Below are 22,246 nucleotides of genomic sequence, written 5' to 3'. Positions count from 1 at the left end.
CCCGGCGTCCGGCGTCACATGCCGGGCGCCGGCTGCCACAGCTCGATGCGGTTGCCCTCGGGGTCGACGCACCACCCGAACCGGCCGAACTCCGAGTCCTCCGTCTGCGGCAGCACCTCGATGCCGTGCCCGCGCAGCTGCTCCAACAGCACGGGCAGGTCGTCCACCCGCAGGTTGACCATCGCGCGTTGGCCCGGCTCGCCGAAGTAGCCGGTGTCGTCGGCGAACAACGCGAGGGTCGTCGTCTCCGCCTCGACGAGGTGGAACGTGATCGCGCCGCTCTCGTTCATCGGCACGCCGAGGTGCCGGCGGTACCACTCGGCCATGCGCACGGGGTTGCGCGCGCGGAGGAAGACACCGCCGATACCTGTCACCTTCGCCACGGCTGCGCACCGTACTACCGGGTGCTGCCGCGAGCCCATGGATGAGGTCGCGGCGCCACCCGATCCGGTCAACGAAACGGCGCGACCGTACCCACCTGGGGAGCACCTCCGTGACTCTCCGCCGGCCTTCCGGTGACGCCCGCGCGTTCTGAGCGGTGGACTCGGGTCTTCGGAACGTAGGACTCGCGCGTTCCGGACCTAGGACTCACGGGGTTCTGGACGGAGGGTTCGCGGTGTCTGGGTGGAGGACTCGCGGAGGGTGGGGGTGGGGGTTAGTCGTACTCCTCCAGTTTGGCGCGGGACTCCAGGAGGCGGCGCAGGGACTCCAGGCGGCCGGGGGAGGCTTGGCCGGTGTGGACGAGTTCGTCGAGCATGCAGTCCGGGTCGTCGGGCGGGCCCTGGTGGTTGCAGCCGGGCGGGCACTCCTCGGCCATCGCCTTCATGTCCGGGAACGAGCCGACGATGTCGTCCGGCGTGATGTGCGCGAGCCCGAACGAGCGGATGCCGGGGGTGTCCACGGCCCAGCCGCCCTCCGGCAGGGGGAGAGCCACGGTCTGGGTGGACGTGTGCCGGCCCTTGCCCACACCGCTGACCACGCCCACGGCCCGGTGGGCGTCCGGCACCAGCTTGTTCACCAAGGTCGACTTGCCCACCCCCGAGTGCCCGATCAACGCGGACACCCGGTTCACCAGCCGGACCCGCAGCGCCTCGGGGTACTCGTCGGACCGCGTCACCACGACCGGCAGCGACAGCTCGGCGTACGCGGCGATCAGGTCGTCCGGCGGGGCCAGGTCCGACTTCGTCAGGCACAGCAGCGGTTCCAGCCCACCCGCGTACGCGGCGACCAGGCAGCGGTCGATGAAACCGCGGCGCGGCTGCGGGTCCGCCAGCGCCGACACGATCACCAGCTGCTCCGCGTTCGCCACCACCACCCGCTCGAACGGGTCGTTGTCGTCCGCCGTCCGCCGCAGCACGCTCCGGCGCTCGTCCACCCGCACGATCCGGGCCAACGTGTCCGGCTGACCGGACGTGTCGCCGACCAGGCCGACGTCGTCGCCCACGACGACCGGCGTGCGGCCCAGTTCCCGCGCCCGCATGGCGATCACCAGCCGGGTCGGGTCGCCGTCCATCGCGCACGTCCACCGGCCCCGGTCCACCCCGACGACCATGGCGGGCACCGCGTCCGCGTGCTCCGGCCGGCGCTTGCTGCGCGGCCGGGTACCTCTGCCCGGCCGAACCCGCACGTCGGACTCGTCCAACCGCCGCCAGTCGCCGCGTGCCACGTCAGCGCGTCCCGTGCAGCGACGTCCCCAGCATCGTCGCCCACATCCCGGGGAAGTCCGGGATCGTCTTGGTCGTCGACCCGATGTCGTCCACGGACACGCCCTCCACCGCCAGCCCGATGACCGCGCCCGCCGTCGCCATGCGGTGGTCGGCGTAGGCCCGCCACACGTCACCGCGCAACGGCCTCGGCGTGATGACCAGTCCGTCCTCGGTCTCCTCCGCCTCGCCGCCCAACCGGTTGATCTCGGTGACGAGGGCGGCGATCCGGTCCGTCTCGTGGCCGCGGATGTGCGCGACGCCGCGGATCCGGGTCTGGCCGGTGGCGAGCGTCGCGAGGGCCGCCACGGTCGGCGTCAGCTCGCTCTCGTCCCGCAGGTCCACGTCGACGCCGACCAGCTTCTCGGGACCGGCCAACGTCAGCCCGGCGTCCGTGAGCGCGACAGCGCACCCCATGCGCTCGAACAGCTCGCGCGCGGCGCCGCCGGGCTGGGTGGTCCGCTCGGGCCAGCCGGGGATGGTCACCTCGCCGCCCGTCACGGCCGCCGCCGCGAGGAACGGGGTGGCGTTGGACAGGTCCGGCTCCACGTGCCAGTCCCGGCCCGCGATGACGCCCGGCTCGACCCGCCACACGTTCGGCGTCGAGTCGTCCACGACGACCCCCGCCTCGCGCAGCATCGTCACGGTCATCTCGATGTGGGGCAGCGACGGCACCGGCTTCCCCCCGGAGATGTCGTTGCTGTGCCGGACGGTCACGCCGCTCTCGTAACGCGCGGCGGACAGCAGCAGCCCGGACACGAACTGGGACGACGCCGACGCGTCGATGGTGACCTCGCCGCCGGGCAACCCGCCCTTGCCGTGCAGCGTGAACGGCAGCGCGCCGCCCTCCACGTCGGCGCCCAACGCCCGCAGCGCGTCCAGGATCGTGGTCATCGGACGGGTCCGCGCGTGCGGGTCGCCGTCGAACGTGACGTCGCCGACCGCCAGCGCCGCGGCGGGCGGCAGGAAGCGCATGACGGTGCCGGCCAGCCCGCAGTCGACCTGCGCAGGCCCTCGCATCGCACCCGGCGTGACCAGCCACGACCCGTCCGGGCCGTCGGCGATCCCGACGCCGAGGGATCGGAGCCCGGCGGCCATCAGCTTGGTGTCGCGGCTGCGCAACGGGGTGTGCACGGTGGACGCGCGGTCGGCCAGCGCGGCCAGCACGAGCGCCCGGTTGGTGATCGACTTTGAACCGGGCACGGGTACCGTCGCGTGGACAGGGCCGTGGGCGGTGGGAGCGGACCACTGCTGAGTCATGGCTCGATGATTCCGCATCGGGTGGTCGACAGGTCGCACCGGGCCTTCCGACGTGCGACGATGGCGGTCCGGACTAGATCGTCAGAGGTGATCAGGTTTTGTGCGGCAGGTACGCCTCCACCAAGAATCCGGCGCTGCTCGCGGCGGAGTTCGACGCGGTGGACGCCACCGAGGGCGTCGCGCCCGGCCCGGACTTCAACGTGGCGCCGACCAAGCTGGTGCCGGCCGTCGTCGAACGCCACCCGCGTGACGACGAGGGCAACCCCGACCCGGACACCACGGAGCGCAGCATCCGGATGATGCGCTGGGGCTTGGTCCCGCACTGGGCCAAGGACCTCTCCGGCGCCGCCAAGATGATCAACGCGCGGGCCGAGAGCGTGCTGGACAAGCCCGCGTACCGCGACTCGGCGGCCAAGCGCCGGTGCATCGTCCCGGCCGCCGGCTGGTACGAGTGGCAGCCCGGCGAGGGCCGCAAGCAGCCGTACTTCATCAACCCCGGTGACGACTCCAGCATCGCCATGGCGGGCATCTGGTCGGTGTGGTGGCAGCAGGAGGGCGACGAGCGCACGCCGATCATCACCTGCGCCGTGCTCACCACCGACGCGATCGGCGAGATGACGTCCGTGCACCACCGGATGCCGCTGGTGCTGCCGAAGGACCGCTGGGCGGCCTGGCTCGACCCGGACAACGCGGACCCGAAGGACCTGCTCGCGCCCGACCTGGACCTGGTCGACGCGCTGGAGCTGCGTCCCGTGTCGATGCAGGTCAACAGCATCAGGAACAACGGCCCGTCGCTGCTGGAGCCGGTCCGCCTGGGGGAGTCGGAGAAACCGGAGCCCACCTTGTTCGAGCTGTCATGACGAAGCGGGTGGTCGACACCCCGCACGGCCCCGCGCGGGCCGAGTTGCACTGCGCCGCCGAGGGCCGGGCCGCGTTGCTGCTCGGGCACGGCGCGGGCGGCGGGATCGCCGCACCGGACCTCGTGGCGGCGACCAGGGCGGCGGTGACCGCCGGCGTGCACGTGGCGCTGGTGGAGCAGCCGTACCGGGTGGCCGGCCGCCGTGCGCCCGCGCCCGCCAACCAGCTCGACACGGCGTGGCTCGCGGTCGCGGACGACCTGGGTTCCCGCTGGTTCGACGACCTGCCGACGGTGTTCGGCGGCCGGTCGTCCGGCGCCAGGGTGGCGTGCCGGACGGCGGCCGAGGGGCAGGCGGTGGCGGTGCTGTGCCTGGCGTTCCCGGTGCACCCGCCGGGCAAGCCGGAGAAGTCCCGGATGGCCGAGCTGGACGGCCTGGAGGTGCCGGCGCTGGTCGTGCAGGGCGAGAACGACCCGTTCGGGCGTCCCGGCCCGGCGCACCACCGCGAGGTCGTGCTGCTGGACGGCGACCACAACCTGAAGGCCGACCTGGACGGGGTGGGCCGCGCGGTCGGCGAGTGGCTGGACCGCGTGCTGCGACCGCTGGAAGTCTGACCGGAGAACTCAGGACGAGATCGGCGCCACCACCGCCTGCGTGAGCCTGACCAGGTCTTCCGGCGCGATCTCGACCTCCAGCCCGCGCCGTCCGGCCGAGCAGTGGACGGTGTCGAAACCCTCCGCCGACGAGTCGAGCACCAACGGCAGCCGCTTCTTCTGCCCCAACGGCGAGATCCCGCCCGCGACGTACCCGGTGGCCCGCTCGGCCGCCGCGACGTCGGCCATCTTCGCCTTCTTCCCGCCCAGGGCCGCGGCCAGCGCCTTCAGGTCCAGCTGACCCGTGACCGGGACCACGCCGACCGCGAGCTTGCCGTCCACCTCCGCGACGAGCGTCTTGAACACCCGTTCGGGTGCGACCCCGAGCGCTTCCGCGGCCTCCAGCCCGTACGACTCGTGGCGGGGGTCGTGCTCGTACGCGTGCAGCGTGTGCGCCACCTTCTGCTTCTCCAGCAACGCGGTGGCGGGCGTCCCACGTCCGGCCATGATCGCGCACGATAGTGCAGGACACGGGGCCGGGAATGACCGGCGCGGCTGTCGCGTTGGTGCCGAACGTGGCTACCGAGGTGATGGATCAGCAGGTCGGCAGGCCGGTCAAGGCACGTCCGCCGCGTGGCTCGGCTCACTGCCGGCCGGGCGACCGCCGCGTATCCTCGACTGCGTCCCATCCAGTCCAGTCCACCGCGCTGACCAGCGGGTGGGAAGGGAGCGCGGTGCCAGCCACGCGAACGCAGGCCACGCCGACGGACGAGACGACGGCCGAGCGCGCCGCGAGGTTCGAGCGCGACGCGATGCCGATGCTCGACCAGCTCTACTCGGCCGCCCTGCGGATGACCCGCAACCCGGCCGACGCGGAGGACCTGGTCCAGGAGACCTACTTGAAGGCGTACGCGGCTTTCGCGTCGTTCTCGGCCGGCACGAACCTGAAGGCCTGGCTGTACCGCATCCTCACCAACACCTACATCAACGGCTACCGCAAGAAGCAGCGCCAGCCGATCCAGCAGCCGACGGACGAGATCACCGACTGGCAGCTGGCGCAGGCGGAGAGCCACACGTCGACCGGGCTGCGGTCGGCCGAGGTCGAGGCGATGGACCTGCTGCCGGACTCGGACATCAAGGAAGCCTTGCAGCGACTGCCCGAGGAGTTCCGGATCGCGGTCTACCTCGCGGACGTGGAGGGCTTCGCCTACAAGGAGATCGCAGACATCATGGGCACCCCGATCGGCACCGTGATGTCCCGGTTGCACCGGGGCCGAAGGCAGCTCCGCGACCAGCTGGCGGACACCGCGCGCGAACGTGGCTTCCTCCGCAACGGCCGGCAGGAGGTGGCGGGCTGATGAGCTGCGGCAAACCACACGAAACGGACTGCTCCGAGGTGCTGGCCGAGGTGTACCTGTTCCTCGACCACGAGTGCGACGAGCGGCGGAAGTCGCTCCTCCAGCACCACCTGGAGGAGTGCCACCCCTGCCTCGAGCAGTACGGCATCGAGGAGCACCTGAAGGCGCTGCTGGCCCGCAAGTGCGGCGGCGAGCACGCGCCCGAGGAGCTGAAGCGCCGGCTGCGGGCCCGGCTCTACCAGACCGCGGAGCAGACGACGGTCGAGGTCGAGGTGGAGGTCACCACGACCACCACCACCGCGTCCGAGCCGTCGAGCGGCGGCTGACGGAGCTCGAAGTGCGGGGTACCCCTAATGCGGACCCCAGAAAGACCCGGGAAGGTCGAAGGCCCCGGAGCAGGTGCTCCGGGGCCTTCGCACGCCGTGAAGTTGATCAGGCGTTGGGGCGCTTCCCGTGGTTGGCGCCACCCTTCTTGCGGTCGCGGCGCTTGCGGGCACGCTTCGACATGGGGTTCTCCTCGTGCTCGAACTACCTTCCGACAGTGTGTCACGCGGTCACCTGGGCACGGCACGGGGTCTGAATCGTGGTTGGATGAGCCCCGAACGAAGGAGGACCATGGCCGAGGAAATCCGTGCCGAGATCGTCGCGAACGTGGCCCAGATCGCCGTCAAAGAGGGCGACGAGGTCACGCACGAGACCACCCTCGTGTTGTTGGAGAGCATGAAGATGGAGATCCCGGTCCTCCCCGAGGGCTCCGGTCGGATCACCCACATCGCCGTCTCCACGGGTGACGTGGTGCAGGAGGGCGACCTCATCGCGGTGGTGGAGTAGCTGTCCACCCTCACCGACCTGCTGGCCGAGCACACCAAGCTCTCCGGCGCCGCCGTCGACCACCTGCAACTGGTGGTCGCGGAGTGGCAACTGCTGTCGGACCTCAGCTTCGCCGACTTCCTGATGTGGGTGCCGCTGGACGACGCCACGTTCCTGTGCGTCGCCCAGGCCAGGCCCACGACCGCGCCGACCGCGCACCCCGAGGACGTCGTCGGCAGCATGGTCGACGTCGAGGAGCACCCCCAGCTGCGGCGGGCGTGCGCCGAGTCGCGGATCTGCCGCGAGGAGGACCCGCGCTGGCACCTGGGCGTGCCGGTCCGCCGTGAGGCGATCCCGGTCAAGCGGAACGACGAGGTCATCGCGGTCCTCAGCCGCAACACGAACCTGGCCGTGCCGCGGGTGCCCAGCCCGTTGGAGATCTCGTACCTCGGCAGCGCCGCCGACCTGTGCCAGATGATCGCCGACGGCACGTTCCCGACCACCGAGCCGTCCCCGGACGTGCACACCAGCCCGCGCGTCGGCGACGGCCTGATCCGGCTGGACGCGTCCGGCGCGGTGGTGTTCGCCAGCCCCAACGCGCTGAGCGCCTACCACCGCATGGGCCACGCGTCCGACCTGGTGGGCGTGCACCTGGCGCCGTTGACCAGATCCCTGATCGGCGACCCGTTCGACGCCACCGAGGTCGCCCAGCGCATCCGGTCGGCCCTGGACGGCCAGCCGAGCATGCGCATCGAGGCCGAGTCGCGCCGAGGCGCGGCGGTGCTGTTCCGTGCCCTCCCGCTGCGCCCGCGCGGCAGTGCGGCCGGCGCCCTGGTGCTGTGCCGGGACGTCACCGAGGTCCGCCGACGGGACCGGGCCTTGATGTCCAAGGACGCGACGATCCGCGAGATCCACCACCGGGTGAAGAACAACCTCCAGACCGTGGCCGCGCTGCTCCGCCTCCAGAGCCGGCGGACCAGCAGCGAGGAGGCGCGCGAGGCGCTGGCCGAATCGGTGCGCCGGGTCACGTCGATCGCGCTGGTGCACGAGACGCTGTCCATGTCGGTGGACGAGCGGGTGGACCTGGACGACGTCGTGGACAAGGTCATCCCGATGATGTCCGACGTCGCCGCCACCGAGTCGCAGGTCGTCGTGCGCCGCGAGGGGAAGTTCGGCATCGTGCCGGCCGAGCTCGCGACCCCGTTGGTGATGGTGCTGACCGAACTCGTGCAGAACGCCTTCGAGCACGCGTACGCGGCGGGTCAGCGCGGTGAGGTCGTGGTGCACGCCGAGCGCTCGGCGAAGTGGCTGGACGTCGTGATCTCGGACGACGGGCGCGGACTGCCGCAGGGCTTCTCGCTGGAGCGCACCGACCGGCTCGGCCTGCAGATCGTCCGCACGCTGGTGGAGTCCGAACTCAGGGGCTCTTTGAGCTTGCGGCGCAGGCCCAAGGGCGGTACAGAGGCGGTCCTGCGCGTACCCCTCCGAGCGCGGCGTTAGACTGCTTCCCGTGCACACGTGACGACCCGCCTCAGCGGTGTCACGTGCGTCATGCGGGAGGGTGTGCAACAAAGCGAAAGGCCCGACACCTGGCACGGTGTCGGGCCTTTCGTGTGTGCTCTGTGTGGCACTCAGGCGTTGGTGCGAGCCCGGGTGCGGGCGTTGCGGCGCTTGAGAGCGCGACGCTCGTCTTCGCTCATCCCGCCCCACACGCCGGCGTCCTGGCCGCTCTCGAGCGCCCACGCGAGGCAGTCGGAGACGACGGGGCAGCGGCGGCAGACGGTCTTCGCCTCGGCGATCTGAAGGAGCGCAGGACCACTGTTCCCCACGGGGAAGAACAGCTCGGGGTCCTCGTCGCGGCAGATCGCGCGGTGGCGCCAGTCCATTGGAACTACTCCTCAGCTAGGCGCGCGCGAAAGCGCGCCACTCGTCAGCGGTCGGTTTTGGGGTGCTTGTGAATGCTTTCACGAACGGCCGGGATGTCAAGGGTTTAGCACCAACCCGGTGAGTGAACTCACCCGAAAGATCGACTGGGTTCACGTGTTCGTGCACGCAGCGGTGTCACAGCAGGTCGCAACATCGCGGATCGGTACCGGGGCGGTCACACCACGGTTACACGGCCACGGTGAGTGCACCCGTTACACCTGTGAACTCCACTTCCGTGCAGGTGCCGAGCAAGTCGCCGTCCACTTGCAGGTTGACGGGCTCGGGGCTCGTCACCCGGACGTACTCAACGTCATCCCTTCGCAGGAGGTTCCCACCTTTGGGGTTCCCGTCCGTGGCGAGAAGATGCGTCACATAGCGAAGAACTGTCGGCAATCCGACCCCGTGCAACGCGAACAGGCCCAGGCCGCCGTCGAACGAGGTGCTCGGGTTCAGCCGAATGGCCTTGTCGCCGAGGTACGTCCACGGATCGGTGTTCGAGATGAATGCCAGCCGGACGTCCTCGAACGCCGGCTCGTCCGGGATCTTCACGGTGAGCGTGGAACGCCGCCTGCGCTGGCTGAAGTAGCTGGTCAGCGCGGTTTGCGCGTAGAGGCCGGGTGACGCTTGGCGGCCCTTGGCGCGCTGCTGCTCGACCCCCGCCACCACGTCGGCGTCCCAGCCGACGCCCGCGTTGAAGGTGAACCAGCGGGCGTGGTCCGCCCCGGCGCCGGTGGCCGCGACGTGCCCGAGGCTGACCTTGCGGCTGGTCCCGTGCTCGATGGCCTGGAGCAGGCGGTAAGTGGCCTCGACCGGGTCGCGCGGCAGGCCGAGCGCGCCCGCGAAGACGTTCGCCGAGCCGCCGGGCACCACGCCCAGCATCGGCAGGCCGGGCACCGCGCCCTCGCGCAGCACGCCGTTGACGACCTCGTTGACGGTTCCGTCGCCGCCGTGGGCCACGACCAGGTCGTAACCGTCCACGACCGCACGCGCGGCCGCATCCGCCGCGTGCCCGCGGTAATCCGTCTCGACGATGTCGAGCTTCACATCGCTGGCCAGCGCGTGCGCCAGCACATCTCGACCGGCAGGCGTGGTCGCCGTCGCCTGCGGGTTGACCACCAGAAGTGCGCGCACCACTGCAGGGTAAGACAGCGCGTGACCTTGGGCCGGTCGCGCGTCACCCGTTAGGCGGGCTCCGACTGCACGAAAGTGGTCCACATCTCCTTTCCACACCGCATCGCCGTGCGTCTCGACAAGTGCACCCCGACCCGACCGCCGGCTCGCCGAAGACTCCTGTGATCTTCGCCCCTGGGGCGGCCGAAAGGGACACGCCAACCGGGTGGCCTACGATGCGTGACGAGTACGCACCGTGAGGAAAGGGCCAGCGTGTCGACCCAGGGCAAGGTCCCACCGGCGGTTCGGGCAGCCGGCGCTCTCACGTCCGTGCAGGGTCTGGCCGGCTTGGCCTTCGCGGTCGCGCTGGTGCTGCGGTCGTTCAGCGCGGAGGAGGCCGGCGGCGTGCTCGGCGAAGCCGCCTACTTCGTGGTGCTGTCGGCCGGTGTGCTCGCCGCCGGTGGCGGGCTGGTGCTCGGCCGGCACTGGGGGCGGACGCCGGCGATCGTCGTGCAGCTCCTCCTGCTGGGTGTCGCCTGGTACGCGTACGGGCCGTCCGGCCAGCAGCTGTGGGGCTCGCTCCTCGGCGTGTACGTCGTGGTCACGCTCGTGCTGCTGTTCACCAACCCCGTGCGCCGGTGGGCGCTGGGCGTGGACGAGGAAGACGGCTGACCGGGGCCATCCCGGGGCCATACCGCGGGGCCATACCGTCCGCCGGTAGGACGTTTGGTCGCCGACCATCGGCTGGGTGCTCGCCGACTAACGGAGGGTAGCCAGCGTCACGCCAACAGGTGACGCTGTAAGTGGTGAATTCACCACTCCCTGCGTTCGTTGAGGTGACAACTCCATGCGACTCACTCGCGCCCTGTCCACGGTGCTCGGAGCCACGACCGCCCTGCTGTCGGCGATCGCTCTCGCCGCGCTGGCACCGACGGCCTCCGCCACCCCCGAGTCCGACGTCCAGCCGTACATCATCGGCGGCGGCACGGCGAGCAACGCGCCGTGGGCGGCCCGCCTGTTCCGCAACGGCCAGCAGAACTGCTCGGCCACGATCATCGCCCCGACCTGGGTCCTGACCGCCCAGCACTGCGTGGCGAGCGCGGGCACCTACACGTTCCGCATCGGCAGCCTGGACCAGACCAGCGGTGGCACGATGGCCACGGCCGTCCAGATCATCCAGCACCCGTCCGCCGACCTGGCGCTGGCGCGGCTCGACCGGTCCGTCGCGGGCACCTACGCGCCGCTCGGCACGACCACCGCGGTGCAGGTCGGCCAGACCGTGCAGCTCTACGGCTGGGGTGCCACCTGCACCAACCAGCCGGAGATCAACTGCCAGTCGCGCTACCTGAAGTACGCCAACACCCGGGTGACCTCGGTCAACGGGCGCGACTACCGCGGTGGCGTCGCCATCTCGGTGTCCCGGATCGACGGGATCGCGGCCGGCGGCGACTCGGGCGGCCCGATGTTCGCCACCAGCCCGGTCGACGGCCGCCGCTACCAGGTGGGCGTCGCCTCCACGAGTGACCGCTCGACCCGCTCGAACTACACCGCCGTCACCCGCTACCGGAGCTGGATCGCCTCCTACGCCGGCGTGTGACCCGACTCCCCGGCCGTGGGGGCTTGAACAACTTCCCCTGCGTCGCCCCCTCGGCCGGGGTACCACGGTTTGAATCCGGGCCACTCACCAGTCACAATCACCCTGCGTGTTCACGGTTGGCGGATGGACACGAACGGAGTAGCCAGATACGGTCTGGCAGGCGTTCGCGCCGCTCCGGGTGCAGGCAGGGTGAGGTGCGCAGTGCAGAACCCCCCGAGGTGGGTGTCGACCAACGGTGATGTCGAGCGCCCCAACGTGGCCCGGTTGTTCGACTACTACCTGGGCGGGGCGCACAACTTCGCGGTCGACCGCGAGTTCGCCGAGAAGTCGATGAAGAAGGCCCCGGCTGCGGCGATGGTCCAGCACACCCGCTCGTTCATGCGCCGGGCGGTGCGGCTGTGCGTGGCGCGGGGCATCCGCCAGTTCCTCGACCTCGGCTCCGGCATCCCGACCGCCGGCAACGTGCACGAGGTCGCCCAGCAGGCCGACCCGACGTGCCGCGTGGTGTACGTGGACAACGAGCCCGTCACCGTCGCGCACTCGCGCACCATGCTCCGGGACAACGCGGACGCGGCCATCGCCGAGGCCGACATCACGGACGTGGACGCGGTGCTGGCCACCCCCGAGGTGCGCGGCCTGCTCGACCTGTCCCGCCCGATCGCGGTGCTGATGGTCGCGATCCTGCCGTACATCCCGGACGAGCGGCGCCCGGTCGAGGTGGTCGCCCGCTACCGCGACGCGATGGCAGACGGCAGCTACCTCGTGGTCAGCCACCTGACCGCCGACGAGCACCCGGAGATGGTGGAGCGGCTGGTGGGCGTGGCCGCCGAGGCGATGACGCCGATCGTGGCCCGGTCCAAGGCGGAGGTCGAGGAGCTGGTCGCCGGGTTCGACCTGGTGGAGCCCGGGCTCGTGCTGGCGACGTCGTGGCGCGGCGAGGGCGAGGGCGAGCCGGAGACCGGCGCGGAAGCGGTGGCGTACGGCGCGGTCGGCGTCAAGCGGCCGAACAGGTAATCCACCCCCGGGGGGTGGGCTTGCCGTCCGCGCCGAGCAACCGGGTCTGCGAACGGCTGCGCTGCGACAACTCCACCGCGTTCGCGTCCCGGCACTGGCCCAGCCCGGTGTGGCAGGGCGTGCTCCCGGCGGCGGCGTTCCTGGTGTTCGACCTCGGCGCCGAGCAGGGCGTGGGCGGCCTGCTGCCCGAGTCGGCGCGGCGGACAGTCAGCCGTCCCGTCCCAGTCGGGTGAGGGAGTCGTCGGTGAGGCGGAAGGTGGTCCACTCGTCCGTCGGGATCGCGCCGAGCGACTTGTAGAAGCCGATCGCCGGGGTGTTCCAGTCGAGCACCGACCACTCCAGCCGCGCGTAGCCGTGGGCGACGCACTCCTCGGCGAGGGCTTGCAGGAGCGCCCGCCCCAGGCCGCTGCCGCGCTGCGACGGCTGCACGAACAGGTCTTCGAGGTAGATGCCGTGCGTGCCGCGCCACGTGGAGAAGTTGAGGAACCACAGTGCCGTGCCGACCACCCGGCCGTCCACCTCCGCCACGTGGCCGAAGAGGGCGGGGGACGGGCGGAACAGCGCCTCGTGCAGCTGCCCGGCGGTCATGTGGCACTCGTGCCGGGCCCGTTCGTACCCGGCCAGTTCCTCGACCAGCTCGATGACGACGGGCACGTCCTCCTCGCGGATGCGGCGGACGCGAGGGTCAGTCAACGTCTACTTCCCAGGCCGGCACGTTCAGCCGGCGCACCTGCGGGTCGCCGCGCTCGTCCCCGAGCACCGTGGTGCCCGCCGGGTCGAGTCCGAAGTGGACGCCCTCGCGCGGCGGCAGGTTCAGCCAGGTGGCGATCAGCACGCGGCTGAAGTGCCCGTGGCCGACCAGCACCACGTCACCGCTCTGCAACGCGTGCCGGGCGCGGTCCAGCACCTTGGCGGCGCGCGCGTGCACCTCGTCGTGCGTCTCGCCCTTCGGCACGGCGTGCGTCCAGACCGTCCAGCCCGGATCGGTCTCCCGGATCTGCGGCGTGGTCAGGCCCTCGTAGTCGCCGTAGTTCCACTCGGCCAGCTCTTCGGTCCGCTCGACGTCGTGCAGGCCGGCCAGTTCGGCCGTCCGCCAGGCGCGCTGCCGAGGGCTCGCGAGCACCAGCGCGGGCGGCAGGTCGGTCCCGCGCAGCCGGGCCAGCACGGCCCCCGCGCGCCGTGCCTGCTGCACTCCGGCCTCAGTCAGCGGGACGTCGGTAAACCCGGTGTGCCGCCCGCTCTCGGACCACTCGGTTCGGCCGTGCCGGAGCAGGTAGACGTGTGAGGTCACGGGCCCGAGCTTACGGAGGCCGCCGTCCGGGCACGGGGCGGGGCACCGGTGTCGCCGGTCGCCGCGCGCGCCGTGATCGCGGTTCGGAGAGGCCGCGAGACCGCGCGGAAGACTGAGGGAACCTCAAGGAATGGCCCGTTTCGGTACGGCATGAAAGCAATCGTGCACGCCCGATTCGGGTCGCCGGACGTTCTCGAAGTGGGACTTCGCCCGGCACCTCGCGGTCAGACTTCGCCCAGCACCTCGAACGACGTGCCGATGTCGGTCTGGGCGACGTGGAGTCGCCACTCGTACCGGCCGGCGGGCAGCGGGAGCGGGGGGATCGACAGGGCGAGGGCGCCGCCGAGCGGGCTGCCGGGCGTGACGCCGGGCGGGCGTCCCACCTCGATCTGGCCTTCCTCGCCGAGCTCCTGCGGCCCGGTCGGGGTCGGCACGTGGATCGGGTGCCCGTCGGAGTCGAGCAGCTTCAGCGAGAAGTCGATCTTCTGGTTGGCCCGGTCCCACGGGATGCGGAAGAGGACCGCGACGGCGTGCGGGGACAGCGGGGTCCGGATGGTGGTCCAACCCGCCCCGAGCATGTGGAGCTTCCCCGAGGGGTCGCTCACGGCGGCGTCGCAGAGGAGCACCTGGGCTTCGACCGGGGAGGCCATCAGGTCGCGCTGCCCGTGCGGGCGGTCGTGAAGTCACCGGTAGCTGCCATGTCCTGGTCACGCCTCTCATCGCCACTAGAAAAGCGGCGCTGACCAGCCGAAATGACTTCCGCTGGTCAGCGCCGGGTAGAACAGGCGGTCAGGCTGCCGCCTTGGTCTCCCAGAAGATCTTGTCGATCTGGGCGATCAGGTCGAGCAGCTCCTGGCCCTTCGCGGGGTCCATGGAACCCTTCGTGCCCGACGCGCCCGCGGCCTTGGTGGCCTTGTTGAACAGGTCGTGCAGCTCCGGGTACTTCTCGAAGTGCGGCGGCTTGAAGTAGTCGGTCCACAGCACCCACAGGTGGTGCTTGACGAGCTCGCTGCGCTGTTCCTTGATCAGCACGGCCCGCTCGCGGAACTCCGGGTCCTCGTTCGCCTGGTACTTCTCCTGAATCGCCTTGACGGACTCGGCCTCGATCCGGGCCTGGGCCGGGTCGTAAACACCGCACGGGAGGTCGCAGTGCGCGGTGGCCTCCAGGAGCGGGCGGCGGAGTGAACGGATGCGCGACAGAAGTCGCATCTTTCCTCCCTGACAGTGGATGCTCCGACGTGACGAACCCTACTCCGGGGCGTCGGGGCGAGCAGGTGGAGGTGATCGTTGGCACGGCAAGAGGCCAACCCGTTGCCGCTGGTTCGGGTGGTCGGACCCTCCATGGTCCCCACGCTCAGGACCGGCGACGTCGTCCTCGTCCACTACGGCGGCGTGCCCCGACCGGACGATCTTGTGCTGGTCAGGTGGCCGGCGCGGCCCGATCAGCTGTCGGTCAAGCGGGCCGTGCGGCGGGACGGCGAGGGCTGGCACGTGGTGGGGGACAACCCGTTCGCCTCCACCGATTCCCGCACGCTGGGCGCAGCCGACGTGCTCGGCGTGGTCCGGGTCCGACTCTGGCCGCGCCCGCGACGCCTTCGCTGAGCGCCGCCGTCCAGCACCGCCGTCCAGCACCGCCGTCCAGCACCGCCGTCCAGCACCGCGGCCAGCTAGTTGCCGCAGTCAGTGCCGCAGCTTCTCGTACCAGGCCACGCACTCGTCGTACGACGGCAGCAGCCCGGCCTCGCGCGCCTCCTGCAGCGTCGGCGCGGCGGTGTCCTTCGGGGACAGCAGCGGCGTCACGTCCGCCGGCCACGGCAGGCCCAGCGACATCGGGTGCACGGCCCGCTCGGCCTTCGGGTTGAACCCTTCCGAGCACATGTACGCCGTGATCGTCCCGTCCTCCAACGCCATCAGCGCGTGGCCCAGCCCCTCGGCCAGGTACATCGAGTTGAACTTGTCCGACGACAGCTCGACCACGTCCCACTCGCCGAACGTCGGCGACCCCACCCGCAGGTCCACCACGACGTCCAGCAGCCGTCCGCGCGGGCAGTACACGAACTTGGCCTGTCCCGGCGGGGTGTCGGCGAAATGCACGCCCCGCACCACGCCCCGGCGGGACTCGCTGTGGTTGGTCTGCGCGACCCGGAGCGGATGACCGACGGCGGCGACGAACGCGGTTTCCTGGAACGGCGCGACGAACAGACCGCGGTCGTCGGGGAACACCGAAGGGGTGAACTCGAATGCGCCGGAAATTTTCAGCTCACGTGCCTGCATGACGAACACCCTAGAACGCGCCGGCTCTGGACCGATCCTGCCTGCGGAAACTGACCGGTCGGTCCAGAAAACCGGACGTACGTTCTGTGAAACTGCCTCTGACCTGCGAAAAAACTGTGATCCGCACCGCAGACAGCCGTCCCCGGCGCTGCCATAGTGGCCCGCACACCGCCCCCAGGACCGTCCCGCAGACCGCGTGGACGTGTCCGCAGCAGGCCCCGTCGACCCGCGTGACAAACGCCGGTCCCGGTGCGCCGCAGGTATCGCGCACCGCAGGAGGACTTCCGTGACCGCAGTGAACGACCCACCCCGGATGGATCACAAACCGGTGAATTCGACTCAGACGTCCACCGAATTGACCGACGAAGAGATCTTCCGAGCGCACGAAGGCGGCAAGTTGGCCATCGGCGCGACCGCGTCCCTGGCCGACCCGCGCGCGCTGGCCATCGCGTACACGCCCGGTGTGGCGAGGGTCAGCCGCGCCATCGCCGACGACCCGGGCCTCGCCGCCAAGTACACCTGGGCGCACCGGCTGGTCGCGGTGGTCAGCGACGGCACGGCCGTGCTCGGCCTCGGCGACATCGGCCCGAGCGCGTCGCTGCCCGTGATGGAGGGCAAGGCCGCGCTGTTCAAGACGTTCGGCGGCCTCGACTCCATCCCGCTGGTGCTGAACACCACGGACGTGGACGAGATCGTGGAGACGCTGGTCCGGCTGCGCCCGTCGTTCGGCGCGGTCAACCTGGAGGACGTCGCGGCGCCGCGCTGCTTCGAGCTGGAGGCCCGGCTCATCGAGGCCCTCGACGTGCCGGTCATGCACGACGACCAGCACGGCACGGCGGTCGTGGTGCTGGCCGCGCTGCGCGGCGCGAACACGGTGCTGGGCAAGGACATGGCGAACCAGCGCGTGGTCGTCTCCGGCGCGGGGGCCGCGGGTGTGGCCTGCGCGAAGATCCTGCTGGCCGCCGGCATCGGCGAGGTCACCGTGGTCGACTCGCGCGGCATCGTGCACGCGGGCCGGGAGGCGCTGAACCCGGTGAAGGCGGAGCTGGCCGAGGTCACCAACGGCAGCGGGCTGCGCGGCGGCATCGCCGAGGCGCTGCGGGGCGCCGACGTGTTCGTCGGCGTCTCGTCGTCCCGGGTCCCCGAAGAGCTGATCGCGAGCATGTCTCGTGACTCCATCGTGTTCGCTCTGTCCAACCCGGACCCCGAGGTGCACCCGGAGGTGGCCGGGCGGCACGCCGCCGTCGTCGCCACCGGCCGCAGCGACTTCCCGAACCAGATCAACAACGTCCTCGCGTTCCCCGGCATCTTCCGCGGCGCGCTGGACGCGGGTGCGACGAAGATCACCGAGGGCATGAAGCTGGCTGCGGCGGAGGCCATCGCGGCGGTCGCCGCGGACGACCTGGCGGTGGACCGGATCGTGCCCAGCGCCCTGGATCCGCGGGTCGGACCGGAAGTGGCGGCCGCGGTGGCCTTGGCAGCCCGGCAGGACGGAGTAGCCTGACTCCCGTCGGAGTTGGGAGAGCTCCGGCCGCATCCGCCCGTCCCCTTCGGCGACCAGCGAAACCGCGAACGTGGTGTTTCGTTAGCCCGTTGAGGGGTGGGCGATGACGCTCCGAAGCGATAACGTCCCCCTCCTAGGGTGAATATTCGCCCTTGGAGGGGGATGCCCCACCTGGGGCCCGCTCTCGGGTGCGGTCGGGCCGGTCATCCCTGCCGTAGACACGGGAAGGTGGGACCGTGCCCAAGCGGGTAGGACGCGCTCCGGTGGTGCTCGACCCTGCGCGTCCGCGGAACGGCGAGGTGGAGCTGGACGGCATCGCGCTGCCCGAGGCTCCCTCGCTCCTGTGCGACCCCAAGGGCGTCGTCATGCGGGCGAGCGCCGCGGCGGTGGCGCTGACCAGGACCCGGTCGGCCGACGACCTCGTCGGCCGGTCCCTCGGCGAGCTGCTGCTCGGCACCGGTGACGACCTGCGCCTGCACCAGGCCGACGGCTCGCTGCTGCCGGTCCGCGTGGTGCGCACGCACGTGCCGGGCACCGGGCTGCACGCCGTGCTGCTGGTGGACGTGTCGGACCTGGCGCAGGCGGCCGAGGACCTGCGTGACGAACAACGCAGGTTGCGCACCGTGCAGAACGTCGCCCAGATCGGCTCGTGGGAGTACGACCCGGACACCGGCGTCACGGTCTGGTCCGAGTCGCACTACGAGATGATGGGCGTGCGGCCCGGCGAGGTGGTCCCGGGCGCGCAGGCCGTGCTGGACGTGGTGCACCCCGACGACTACGAGATGGTCGCCAGCTACTGGGCGAACCGGGAACTCGACGGCAACCCGATCGACATCGTCTACCGCATCACCCGCCCGGACGGCCAGCTGCGCTGGATCCGCGGCGTGGCCGAGGCGAAGCTCAGGTCGGACGGCCGGACCCAGTTCATCACCGGCTACATCCGCGACATCACCGACCAGTGGCGGTCCGACCTCGCGCTGGAGACCGAGCGCGGCCGGCTGCTGGAGGCGCAGCGCATCGCGCGCATGGGCAGCTGGAGCTTCGAGATCGGGACCGGCGCGGTGCACCGCAGCGAGGTGCTGCTGGAGATGTACGCCGAGATGGGCGTCGTCCCGGACGACGACCTGCTGTGCGGCGTGCACCCGGACGACCGGCCCCTGCTGGTGGAGCTGCGGCGCAAGCTGCTGGACGCCAAGGAGGGCGAGGACGACCAGACGTTCGAGGCCGAGGTGCGCAGCGCGTCCGGCGAGCGCGTCTACGTGTGCCGGGCGCGGGCCGGGTTCGAGTGCGGCAAGATCAGCCGGCTGCACGGCACCATCCAGGACGTCACCGAGGCGCGTGCGCTGGAACGCCAGCTCCGCGACGATCGCCGCCGGCTCGCCGACGCGCAGAAGGCCGCCCAGCTCGGCGTCTGGGAGTGGAACCTGCAGACCGGCGACGTGGTGTGGTCGGACATGTTGACCGAGCTGTTCCGCGTGCCGCGCGAGGAGCACACCCGCTACCAGACGTACCTCGACCTCGTGCACCCCGACGACCGCGGCTGGGTGGACGACCTGTGGCAGCAGCTGGCCACGGAGGAGGTACCGATCCAGCTGGAGCACCGGATCGTGCGCCGCGACGGCAAGGTGCGCGTGTTCCGCTCCTACGGCGTCGTGGTCAAGGGCCCGGACGGCCGTCCGCTCGCGGTCGGCACCGCGCAGGACATCACCGAGCAGCGGGCCGCCGAGACGCGGATGAAGCGGTCCAGCCAGCGCTTCGCGGACCTGGTGTCGTTGACGCCGGTCGGCATCGGCCTGTTCGACGAGGGCGAGCGGCTGGTCGACGCCAACGACGCGCTGTGCGACCTGCTGGGCATGGACCTGGAGCAGCTGCGCGGCATGACCGCGGGCCAGCTCACCCACCCGGACGACCACGGCAACCCGCTGCCGTCGATCAGCGCCATGTCCGCGCCGGACGCCGAGCGCACGCACAAGATCCCGCAGCGCATCCTGGTCCGCCGCGACGGCGTGCAGGTGTACTGCGAGCTGCACATCGCGCTGTCCGTGCAGGACGACGGCCGCCGGTTCTGGCTGATCGTGTTCCAGGACATCACCGAGCGCCGCCGCACCGCCGAGGCGCTGCGCCACCAGGCCACCCACGACGAGCTGACGGGCCTGCCGAACCGGGCGCTGGTCAAGGAGATGCTGGGCGAGCTGCTGGAGTCGCCGGAGCGGTCCAAGGTCGCGGTGCTGTTCTGCGACATCGACAACTTCAAGCGGGTCAACGACTCGCTCGGGCACGACGCGGGCGACGAGCTGCTGGTGGCGCTGGCGCGGCGGCTCGAAGGCGGCCTGCCGGAGAGCTGCACGGCGGCCCGCCTGTCCGGTGACGAGTACGTGATCATCTGCGAGAACATCGACCAGGTCGGCGGCGTGGACGCGCTGGCCACCAGGGTCGCCGGGCTGCTGCGCACGGCGGTGCCGGTGCACGGCCAGTTGGTCCGGGTCTCGGCGTCGATCGGCGCGGCGGTGCCGAACGGGTCGCGCGCCACCGGCAACGACCTGCTGCGGTTCGCCGACGCGGCGATGTTCGAGGCCAAGCGGTCCGGCGCGGGCCGGGTGTCACTGGCGAGCGCGGCGCTGATCGCGTCGGCAGACCGGCAGGTGCACCTGGAGGGCCAGCTGCGGGACGCGTTGGCGAACGACGGGCTGACGCTGCACTTCCAGCCGGTGGTCGGCGTGGACGGCGTGGTCCAGACCGCGGAGGCGCTGGTGCGCTGGCCGCACCCGGACCGGGGCCTGCTGCCGCCGGACGTCTTCCTGCCCGTGGCCGAGCAGGGCGACCTGCTGCGGGAGCTGGACCGGTGGGTGCTGCGGACGGCGTTGAAGGAGGCCTCGACCTGGCCGGAGCCCGGTGGGCACCCGGTGTCGGTCGCGGTGAACCTGGCCGGCCTGGTGCCGGGGGACCCGGAGTTCGTGGACATCGTGGCCAACACGATCGCCGAGGCGGGCATCCCGTGGGACCGGGTGGTGCTGGAGCTGGTGGAGACGGCGCTGGTGGACCTGCCGTCACGGGTGCGCGCGACGATGGACGAGCTGGCTGCGCGGGGCATCCGGTTCGCGGTGGACGACTTCGGCACCGGCTACTCGTCGCTGGCCCGGCTCAAGGACCTCCCGGCGCAGATCATCAAGGTCGACCGCCGGTTCGTCTCCGGGGTGGGCAACGACTCGTCGGACTTCGCGGTGGCGAAGGCGGTGGTTGACATGGCGCGGGCGATGGGCCGCAAGTGCGTGGCGGAGGGCGTGGAGACGGCGACGCAGTTCCACGTGCTGCGCGGTGTCGGCGTGGACGCCTACCAGGGGTGGCTGTTCTCCCGCCCGGTGCCGCCCAAGGAGTTCCGCGCGGTGCTGGCACTTGGCCCGTTGCACATCCCTCGTGCCGGGTGATCCGCAATACTCCCCGATCGGGTGAAGGTCTTGAGGTAGGGAGACGATCGGGTGGATCCGGCACGCATGATCACCGACCTGGAGGTCAAGGCTCGTGACCTGGCCCGGCGGGCGCAGCAGGTGCAGGACGGCATCCGTGCCGCGGAGGCCGCGGTGCGGTCGCCCGACGGCTGGGTGACCGCGACGGTCGCGCCCAACGGGGCGTTGCGGGACATCTCGTTCTCGCTGCCCGCCGAAGGGCTGTCCGACGCGGCCTTGGGCGAGGTCGTGATGGCGACCGTGCAGCGGGCGCGGGCGCAGGTGGCCCGGCAGGTGGCGGAGGTGGTGGAGCCCGAGTTCGGCGGCACCGCGGCGATGGAGTTCATGACGGCGTTCGAGCCCTCGACGCCTGCCCCGGTAAACGTGGCACCGGCGCTGCCTTCGGAATCCGCGCTGCCTTCGGTTTCCGCGCTGCCTTCGGTTTCCGCGCCGTCTTCGGGTTCGGGTTCGGCGGCGTCTTCGGGTTCGGCGGAGCCCGAGCTGGAGCTGCCGCGCAGCCTGTGGTGCCCGGTGGAAGCCGGCGGGCCGTCGCAGCAGTGAGCGGGATCGGGGCGAGGCCGCGTGCGACGGCGGACGAGCGGCGCCGGACGATCGCGGACGGGCTGGTCGGTGTCGAGCCGGACGCGTTCGGGCTGTTGGCCCGGTTCTTCGCCGAGGGCACGTGCGACCTGGCCGGTCGGGTCGCCGAGGACATCCGCCGGCCGGTGTCGGACGGCGTCGACGTGCCGTCACCGGCGGACGGCACGGGACGGGAAGCCGACGAGCCCTGGGCGCCGGACCCCGACCTGGCCCTGGCGTCCGCGTGGCTGGACACGCTCGGTCTCTCGCTCGACCCGTTGACGCCGCTGGCCGACGTCGGGTGGCTGGTCGAGCACGTCCGGTTCCTGAACGCGCCGCTGGACTGGTTGGCGGGCGACGGCGCCCGGATCAGGGAGGCGGTCGGCAGCTGGCGCCAGGCGGCCGTCGACCTCGACCGCCTGGCTCGCGACGAGCCCCACGGCCCTACGGCCGACGACACCCGTGCCGCGAGCCGCCGGTGTGCCGCGGTCGCCGCGCAGCTGTCGACCGCCGGGACGATCACGGCGGCCGTGCGCGGCATGGTCCGGGACCTGATCGGGATGTTCGTGGGTGAGGTGGTCCGCAACGCCGCCGTCGCGCTGGCCACGGCGGAGGCGAGCGGCGGCGCGTCGGTCGCGGCGTTCACCGGCTGGGCGGTGGGGCGCGCGGCGGCGGTGCTGGAGCGGATCACCGGTCAGATCATGCGGCTGCTGCACGCGCTGACCCGGATCCTCGGTCGCCTGGAGGCGTTGGCCGGGTGACCCGGCCCGCCGGTGGCTCAGCCCTGCTGCGCGACTCGGCCCCGATGCCGACTCAGCCCTGTTCGCCGACTCAGCACGACTGGCCTCGGACCGGTGGCGGACCCTGAGGGTCCGGGTACGACGGCTGCCCGGGGTGTCGCTGACCGGGGGTGTTGCAGGCCTGGGT

The 22,246-nt window shown here is 71.5% G+C and carries 27 protein-coding genes; 15 read left to right on the top strand and 12 right to left on the bottom strand.

The window, feature by feature from the left end; translation table 11 throughout:
- Window positions 1–14: 14 nt before the first annotated feature.
- The 3 genes from ACRAKI_RS32100 to aroA form a co-directional block, all read right to left on the bottom strand.
- Entirely contained in the window at window positions 15–383 is a 369-nt protein-coding gene (locus tag ACRAKI_RS32100; protein WP_447004234.1) for a VOC family protein, read from the bottom strand.
- A 272-nt stretch (window positions 384–655) separates the two neighbouring features.
- The gene (rsgA, locus tag ACRAKI_RS32095; protein ID WP_447004233.1) at window positions 656–1,666 is read right to left on the bottom strand and encodes a ribosome small subunit-dependent GTPase A; all 1,011 of its coding nucleotides are present in this window, start codon (window positions 1,664–1,666) and stop codon (window positions 656–658) included.
- 1 nt (window position 1,667) lies between these two features.
- Window positions 1,668–2,963: a 3-phosphoshikimate 1-carboxyvinyltransferase gene (aroA, locus tag ACRAKI_RS32090; protein ID WP_447004232.1), complete on the bottom strand. Its 1,296-nt coding sequence runs from the start codon at window positions 2,961–2,963 to the stop codon at window positions 1,668–1,670.
- A 98-nt stretch (window positions 2,964–3,061) separates the two neighbouring features.
- Between aroA and ACRAKI_RS32085 the strand changes: the two genes are divergently transcribed.
- Entirely contained in the window at window positions 3,062–3,823 is a 762-nt protein-coding gene (locus ACRAKI_RS32085; RefSeq protein ID WP_447004231.1) for an SOS response-associated peptidase, read from the top strand.
- Window positions 3,820–4,434, top strand: coding sequence for an alpha/beta hydrolase family protein (locus ACRAKI_RS32080; protein ID WP_447004230.1), 615 nt, complete (start codon window positions 3,820–3,822; stop codon window positions 4,432–4,434). Before ACRAKI_RS32085 ends, ACRAKI_RS32080 begins: the two co-directional genes overlap by 4 nt.
- 9 nt (window positions 4,435–4,443) lie before the next feature.
- Here the strand turns inward: ACRAKI_RS32080 and ybaK are convergent, their stop codons facing one another.
- Window positions 4,444–4,920 (bottom strand): Cys-tRNA(Pro) deacylase, encoded by a 477-nt coding sequence (ybaK, locus tag ACRAKI_RS32075; protein ID WP_447004229.1) that lies wholly within the window; start codon window positions 4,918–4,920, stop codon window positions 4,444–4,446.
- Window positions 4,921–5,147: 227 nt separating this feature from the next.
- On the opposite strand from ybaK, the gene ACRAKI_RS32070 reads away from it, so the two are divergent.
- Both ACRAKI_RS32070 and rsrA read left to right on the top strand, forming a co-directional pair.
- Window positions 5,148–5,771 (top strand): sigma-70 family RNA polymerase sigma factor, encoded by a 624-nt coding sequence (locus tag ACRAKI_RS32070; RefSeq protein ID WP_447004228.1) that lies wholly within the window; start codon window positions 5,148–5,150, stop codon window positions 5,769–5,771.
- Window positions 5,771–6,097 (top strand): mycothiol system anti-sigma-R factor, encoded by a 327-nt coding sequence (gene rsrA / locus ACRAKI_RS32065; protein ID WP_447004227.1) that lies wholly within the window; start codon window positions 5,771–5,773, stop codon window positions 6,095–6,097. Before ACRAKI_RS32070 ends, rsrA begins: the two co-directional genes overlap by 1 nt.
- 106 nt (window positions 6,098–6,203) lie before the next feature.
- On the opposite strand, the gene ACRAKI_RS32060 is transcribed toward rsrA, so the two are convergent.
- Window positions 6,204–6,278 (bottom strand): 50S ribosomal protein bL37, encoded by a 75-nt coding sequence (locus tag ACRAKI_RS32060; protein WP_096498094.1) that lies wholly within the window; start codon window positions 6,276–6,278, stop codon window positions 6,204–6,206.
- Window positions 6,279–6,386: 108 nt separating this feature from the next.
- On the opposite strand from ACRAKI_RS32060, the gene ACRAKI_RS32055 reads away from it, so the two are divergent.
- Both ACRAKI_RS32055 and ACRAKI_RS32050 read left to right on the top strand, forming a co-directional pair.
- The gene (locus tag ACRAKI_RS32055) at window positions 6,387–6,602 is read left to right on the top strand and encodes a biotin/lipoyl-binding carrier protein (protein ID WP_184924721.1); all 216 of its coding nucleotides are present in this window, start codon (window positions 6,387–6,389) and stop codon (window positions 6,600–6,602) included.
- Entirely contained in the window at window positions 6,603–8,081 is a 1,479-nt protein-coding gene (locus ACRAKI_RS32050; protein WP_447008572.1) for a histidine kinase N-terminal domain-containing protein, read from the top strand.
- A gap of 131 nt (window positions 8,082–8,212) precedes the next feature.
- Here the strand turns inward: ACRAKI_RS32050 and ACRAKI_RS32045 are convergent, their stop codons facing one another.
- Window positions 8,213–8,467 (bottom strand): WhiB family transcriptional regulator, encoded by a 255-nt coding sequence (locus tag ACRAKI_RS32045; protein WP_077009825.1) that lies wholly within the window; start codon window positions 8,465–8,467, stop codon window positions 8,213–8,215.
- Window positions 8,468–8,693: 226 nt separating this feature from the next.
- Complete coding sequence (locus ACRAKI_RS32040; RefSeq protein ID WP_447004226.1) at window positions 8,694–9,638, bottom strand: diacylglycerol/lipid kinase family protein; 945 nt, start codon at window positions 9,636–9,638, stop codon at window positions 8,694–8,696.
- A gap of 219 nt (window positions 9,639–9,857) precedes the next feature.
- Between ACRAKI_RS32040 and ACRAKI_RS32035 the strand changes: the two genes are divergently transcribed.
- The 4 genes from ACRAKI_RS32035 to ACRAKI_RS32020 all read left to right on the top strand — a co-directional run bounded on the left by ACRAKI_RS32035 (window position 9,858) and on the right by ACRAKI_RS32020 (window position 12,461).
- A complete protein-coding gene (locus ACRAKI_RS32035) occupies window positions 9,858–10,289 on the top strand; it encodes a hypothetical protein (protein WP_447004225.1) in 432 nt (143 codons plus the stop codon).
- A 175-nt stretch (window positions 10,290–10,464) separates the two neighbouring features.
- On the top strand, window positions 10,465–11,214 hold the full coding sequence (locus ACRAKI_RS32030) for a S1 family peptidase (protein WP_447004224.1): 750 nt from the start codon (window positions 10,465–10,467) through the stop codon (window positions 11,212–11,214).
- 201 nt (window positions 11,215–11,415) lie between these two features.
- The gene (locus ACRAKI_RS32025) at window positions 11,416–12,228 is read left to right on the top strand and encodes an SAM-dependent methyltransferase (protein ID WP_447004223.1); all 813 of its coding nucleotides are present in this window, start codon (window positions 11,416–11,418) and stop codon (window positions 12,226–12,228) included.
- Between the two features lie 14 nt (window positions 12,229–12,242).
- The gene (locus tag ACRAKI_RS32020) at window positions 12,243–12,461 is read left to right on the top strand and encodes a hypothetical protein (RefSeq protein WP_447004222.1); all 219 of its coding nucleotides are present in this window, start codon (window positions 12,243–12,245) and stop codon (window positions 12,459–12,461) included.
- Here the strand turns inward: ACRAKI_RS32020 and ACRAKI_RS32015 are convergent.
- From ACRAKI_RS32015 to sodN, 4 genes are all read right to left on the bottom strand, one after another.
- Window positions 12,436–12,921 carry an N-acetyltransferase family protein gene (locus ACRAKI_RS32015; protein WP_447004221.1) on the bottom strand — a complete coding sequence of 162 codons (486 nt, stop codon included), beginning with the start codon at window positions 12,919–12,921 and terminating at the stop codon, window positions 12,436–12,438. The two genes, ACRAKI_RS32020 and ACRAKI_RS32015, sit on opposite strands and share 26 nt — an antisense overlap.
- Window positions 12,914–13,519, bottom strand: a complete 606-nt coding sequence (locus ACRAKI_RS32010) for a histidine phosphatase family protein (RefSeq protein ID WP_447004220.1) — start codon at window positions 13,517–13,519, stop codon at window positions 12,914–12,916. The genes ACRAKI_RS32015 and ACRAKI_RS32010 overlap by 8 nt, the downstream gene beginning before the upstream one ends.
- A gap of 224 nt (window positions 13,520–13,743) precedes the next feature.
- Window positions 13,744–14,169, bottom strand: coding sequence for a DUF6941 family protein (locus ACRAKI_RS32005; RefSeq protein WP_447004219.1), 426 nt, complete (start codon window positions 14,167–14,169; stop codon window positions 13,744–13,746).
- Window positions 14,170–14,308: 139 nt separating this feature from the next.
- Window positions 14,309–14,728, bottom strand: a complete 420-nt coding sequence (gene sodN, locus ACRAKI_RS32000; RefSeq protein WP_033442608.1) for a superoxide dismutase, Ni — start codon at window positions 14,726–14,728, stop codon at window positions 14,309–14,311.
- A 78-nt stretch (window positions 14,729–14,806) separates the two neighbouring features.
- On the opposite strand from sodN, the gene ACRAKI_RS31995 reads away from it, so the two are divergent.
- Complete coding sequence (locus ACRAKI_RS31995; RefSeq protein ID WP_447004218.1) at window positions 14,807–15,121, top strand: S24 family peptidase; 315 nt, start codon at window positions 14,807–14,809, stop codon at window positions 15,119–15,121.
- 78 nt (window positions 15,122–15,199) lie between these two features.
- Here the strand turns inward: ACRAKI_RS31995 and ACRAKI_RS31990 are convergent, their stop codons facing one another.
- Window positions 15,200–15,793, bottom strand: a complete 594-nt coding sequence (locus ACRAKI_RS31990) for a dTDP-4-dehydrorhamnose 3,5-epimerase family protein (RefSeq protein ID WP_447004217.1) — start codon at window positions 15,791–15,793, stop codon at window positions 15,200–15,202.
- Window positions 15,794–16,106: 313 nt separating this feature from the next.
- Between ACRAKI_RS31990 and ACRAKI_RS31985 the strand changes: the two genes are divergently transcribed.
- The 4 genes from ACRAKI_RS31985 to ACRAKI_RS31970 all read left to right on the top strand — a co-directional run bounded on the left by ACRAKI_RS31985 (window position 16,107) and on the right by ACRAKI_RS31970 (window position 22,080).
- Entirely contained in the window at window positions 16,107–17,297 is a 1,191-nt protein-coding gene (locus ACRAKI_RS31985; RefSeq protein ID WP_447008571.1) for an NAD(P)-dependent malic enzyme, read from the top strand.
- Between the two features lie 236 nt (window positions 17,298–17,533).
- Window positions 17,534–20,722, top strand: a complete 3,189-nt coding sequence (locus ACRAKI_RS31980; protein ID WP_447004216.1) for a sensor domain-containing protein — start codon at window positions 17,534–17,536, stop codon at window positions 20,720–20,722.
- A 51-nt stretch (window positions 20,723–20,773) separates the two neighbouring features.
- On the top strand, window positions 20,774–21,301 hold the full coding sequence (locus ACRAKI_RS31975) for a YbaB/EbfC family nucleoid-associated protein (RefSeq protein ID WP_447004215.1): 528 nt from the start codon (window positions 20,774–20,776) through the stop codon (window positions 21,299–21,301).
- Window positions 21,298–22,080, top strand: a complete 783-nt coding sequence (locus ACRAKI_RS31970) for a hypothetical protein (protein WP_447004214.1) — start codon at window positions 21,298–21,300, stop codon at window positions 22,078–22,080. Before ACRAKI_RS31975 ends, ACRAKI_RS31970 begins: the two co-directional genes overlap by 4 nt.
- Window positions 22,081–22,246: the final 166 nt, after the last annotated feature.

The sequence above is a fragment of the Saccharothrix isguenensis genome, assembly GCF_052936305.1.
This window is presented reverse-complemented; position numbering and strand designations above follow the sequence as displayed.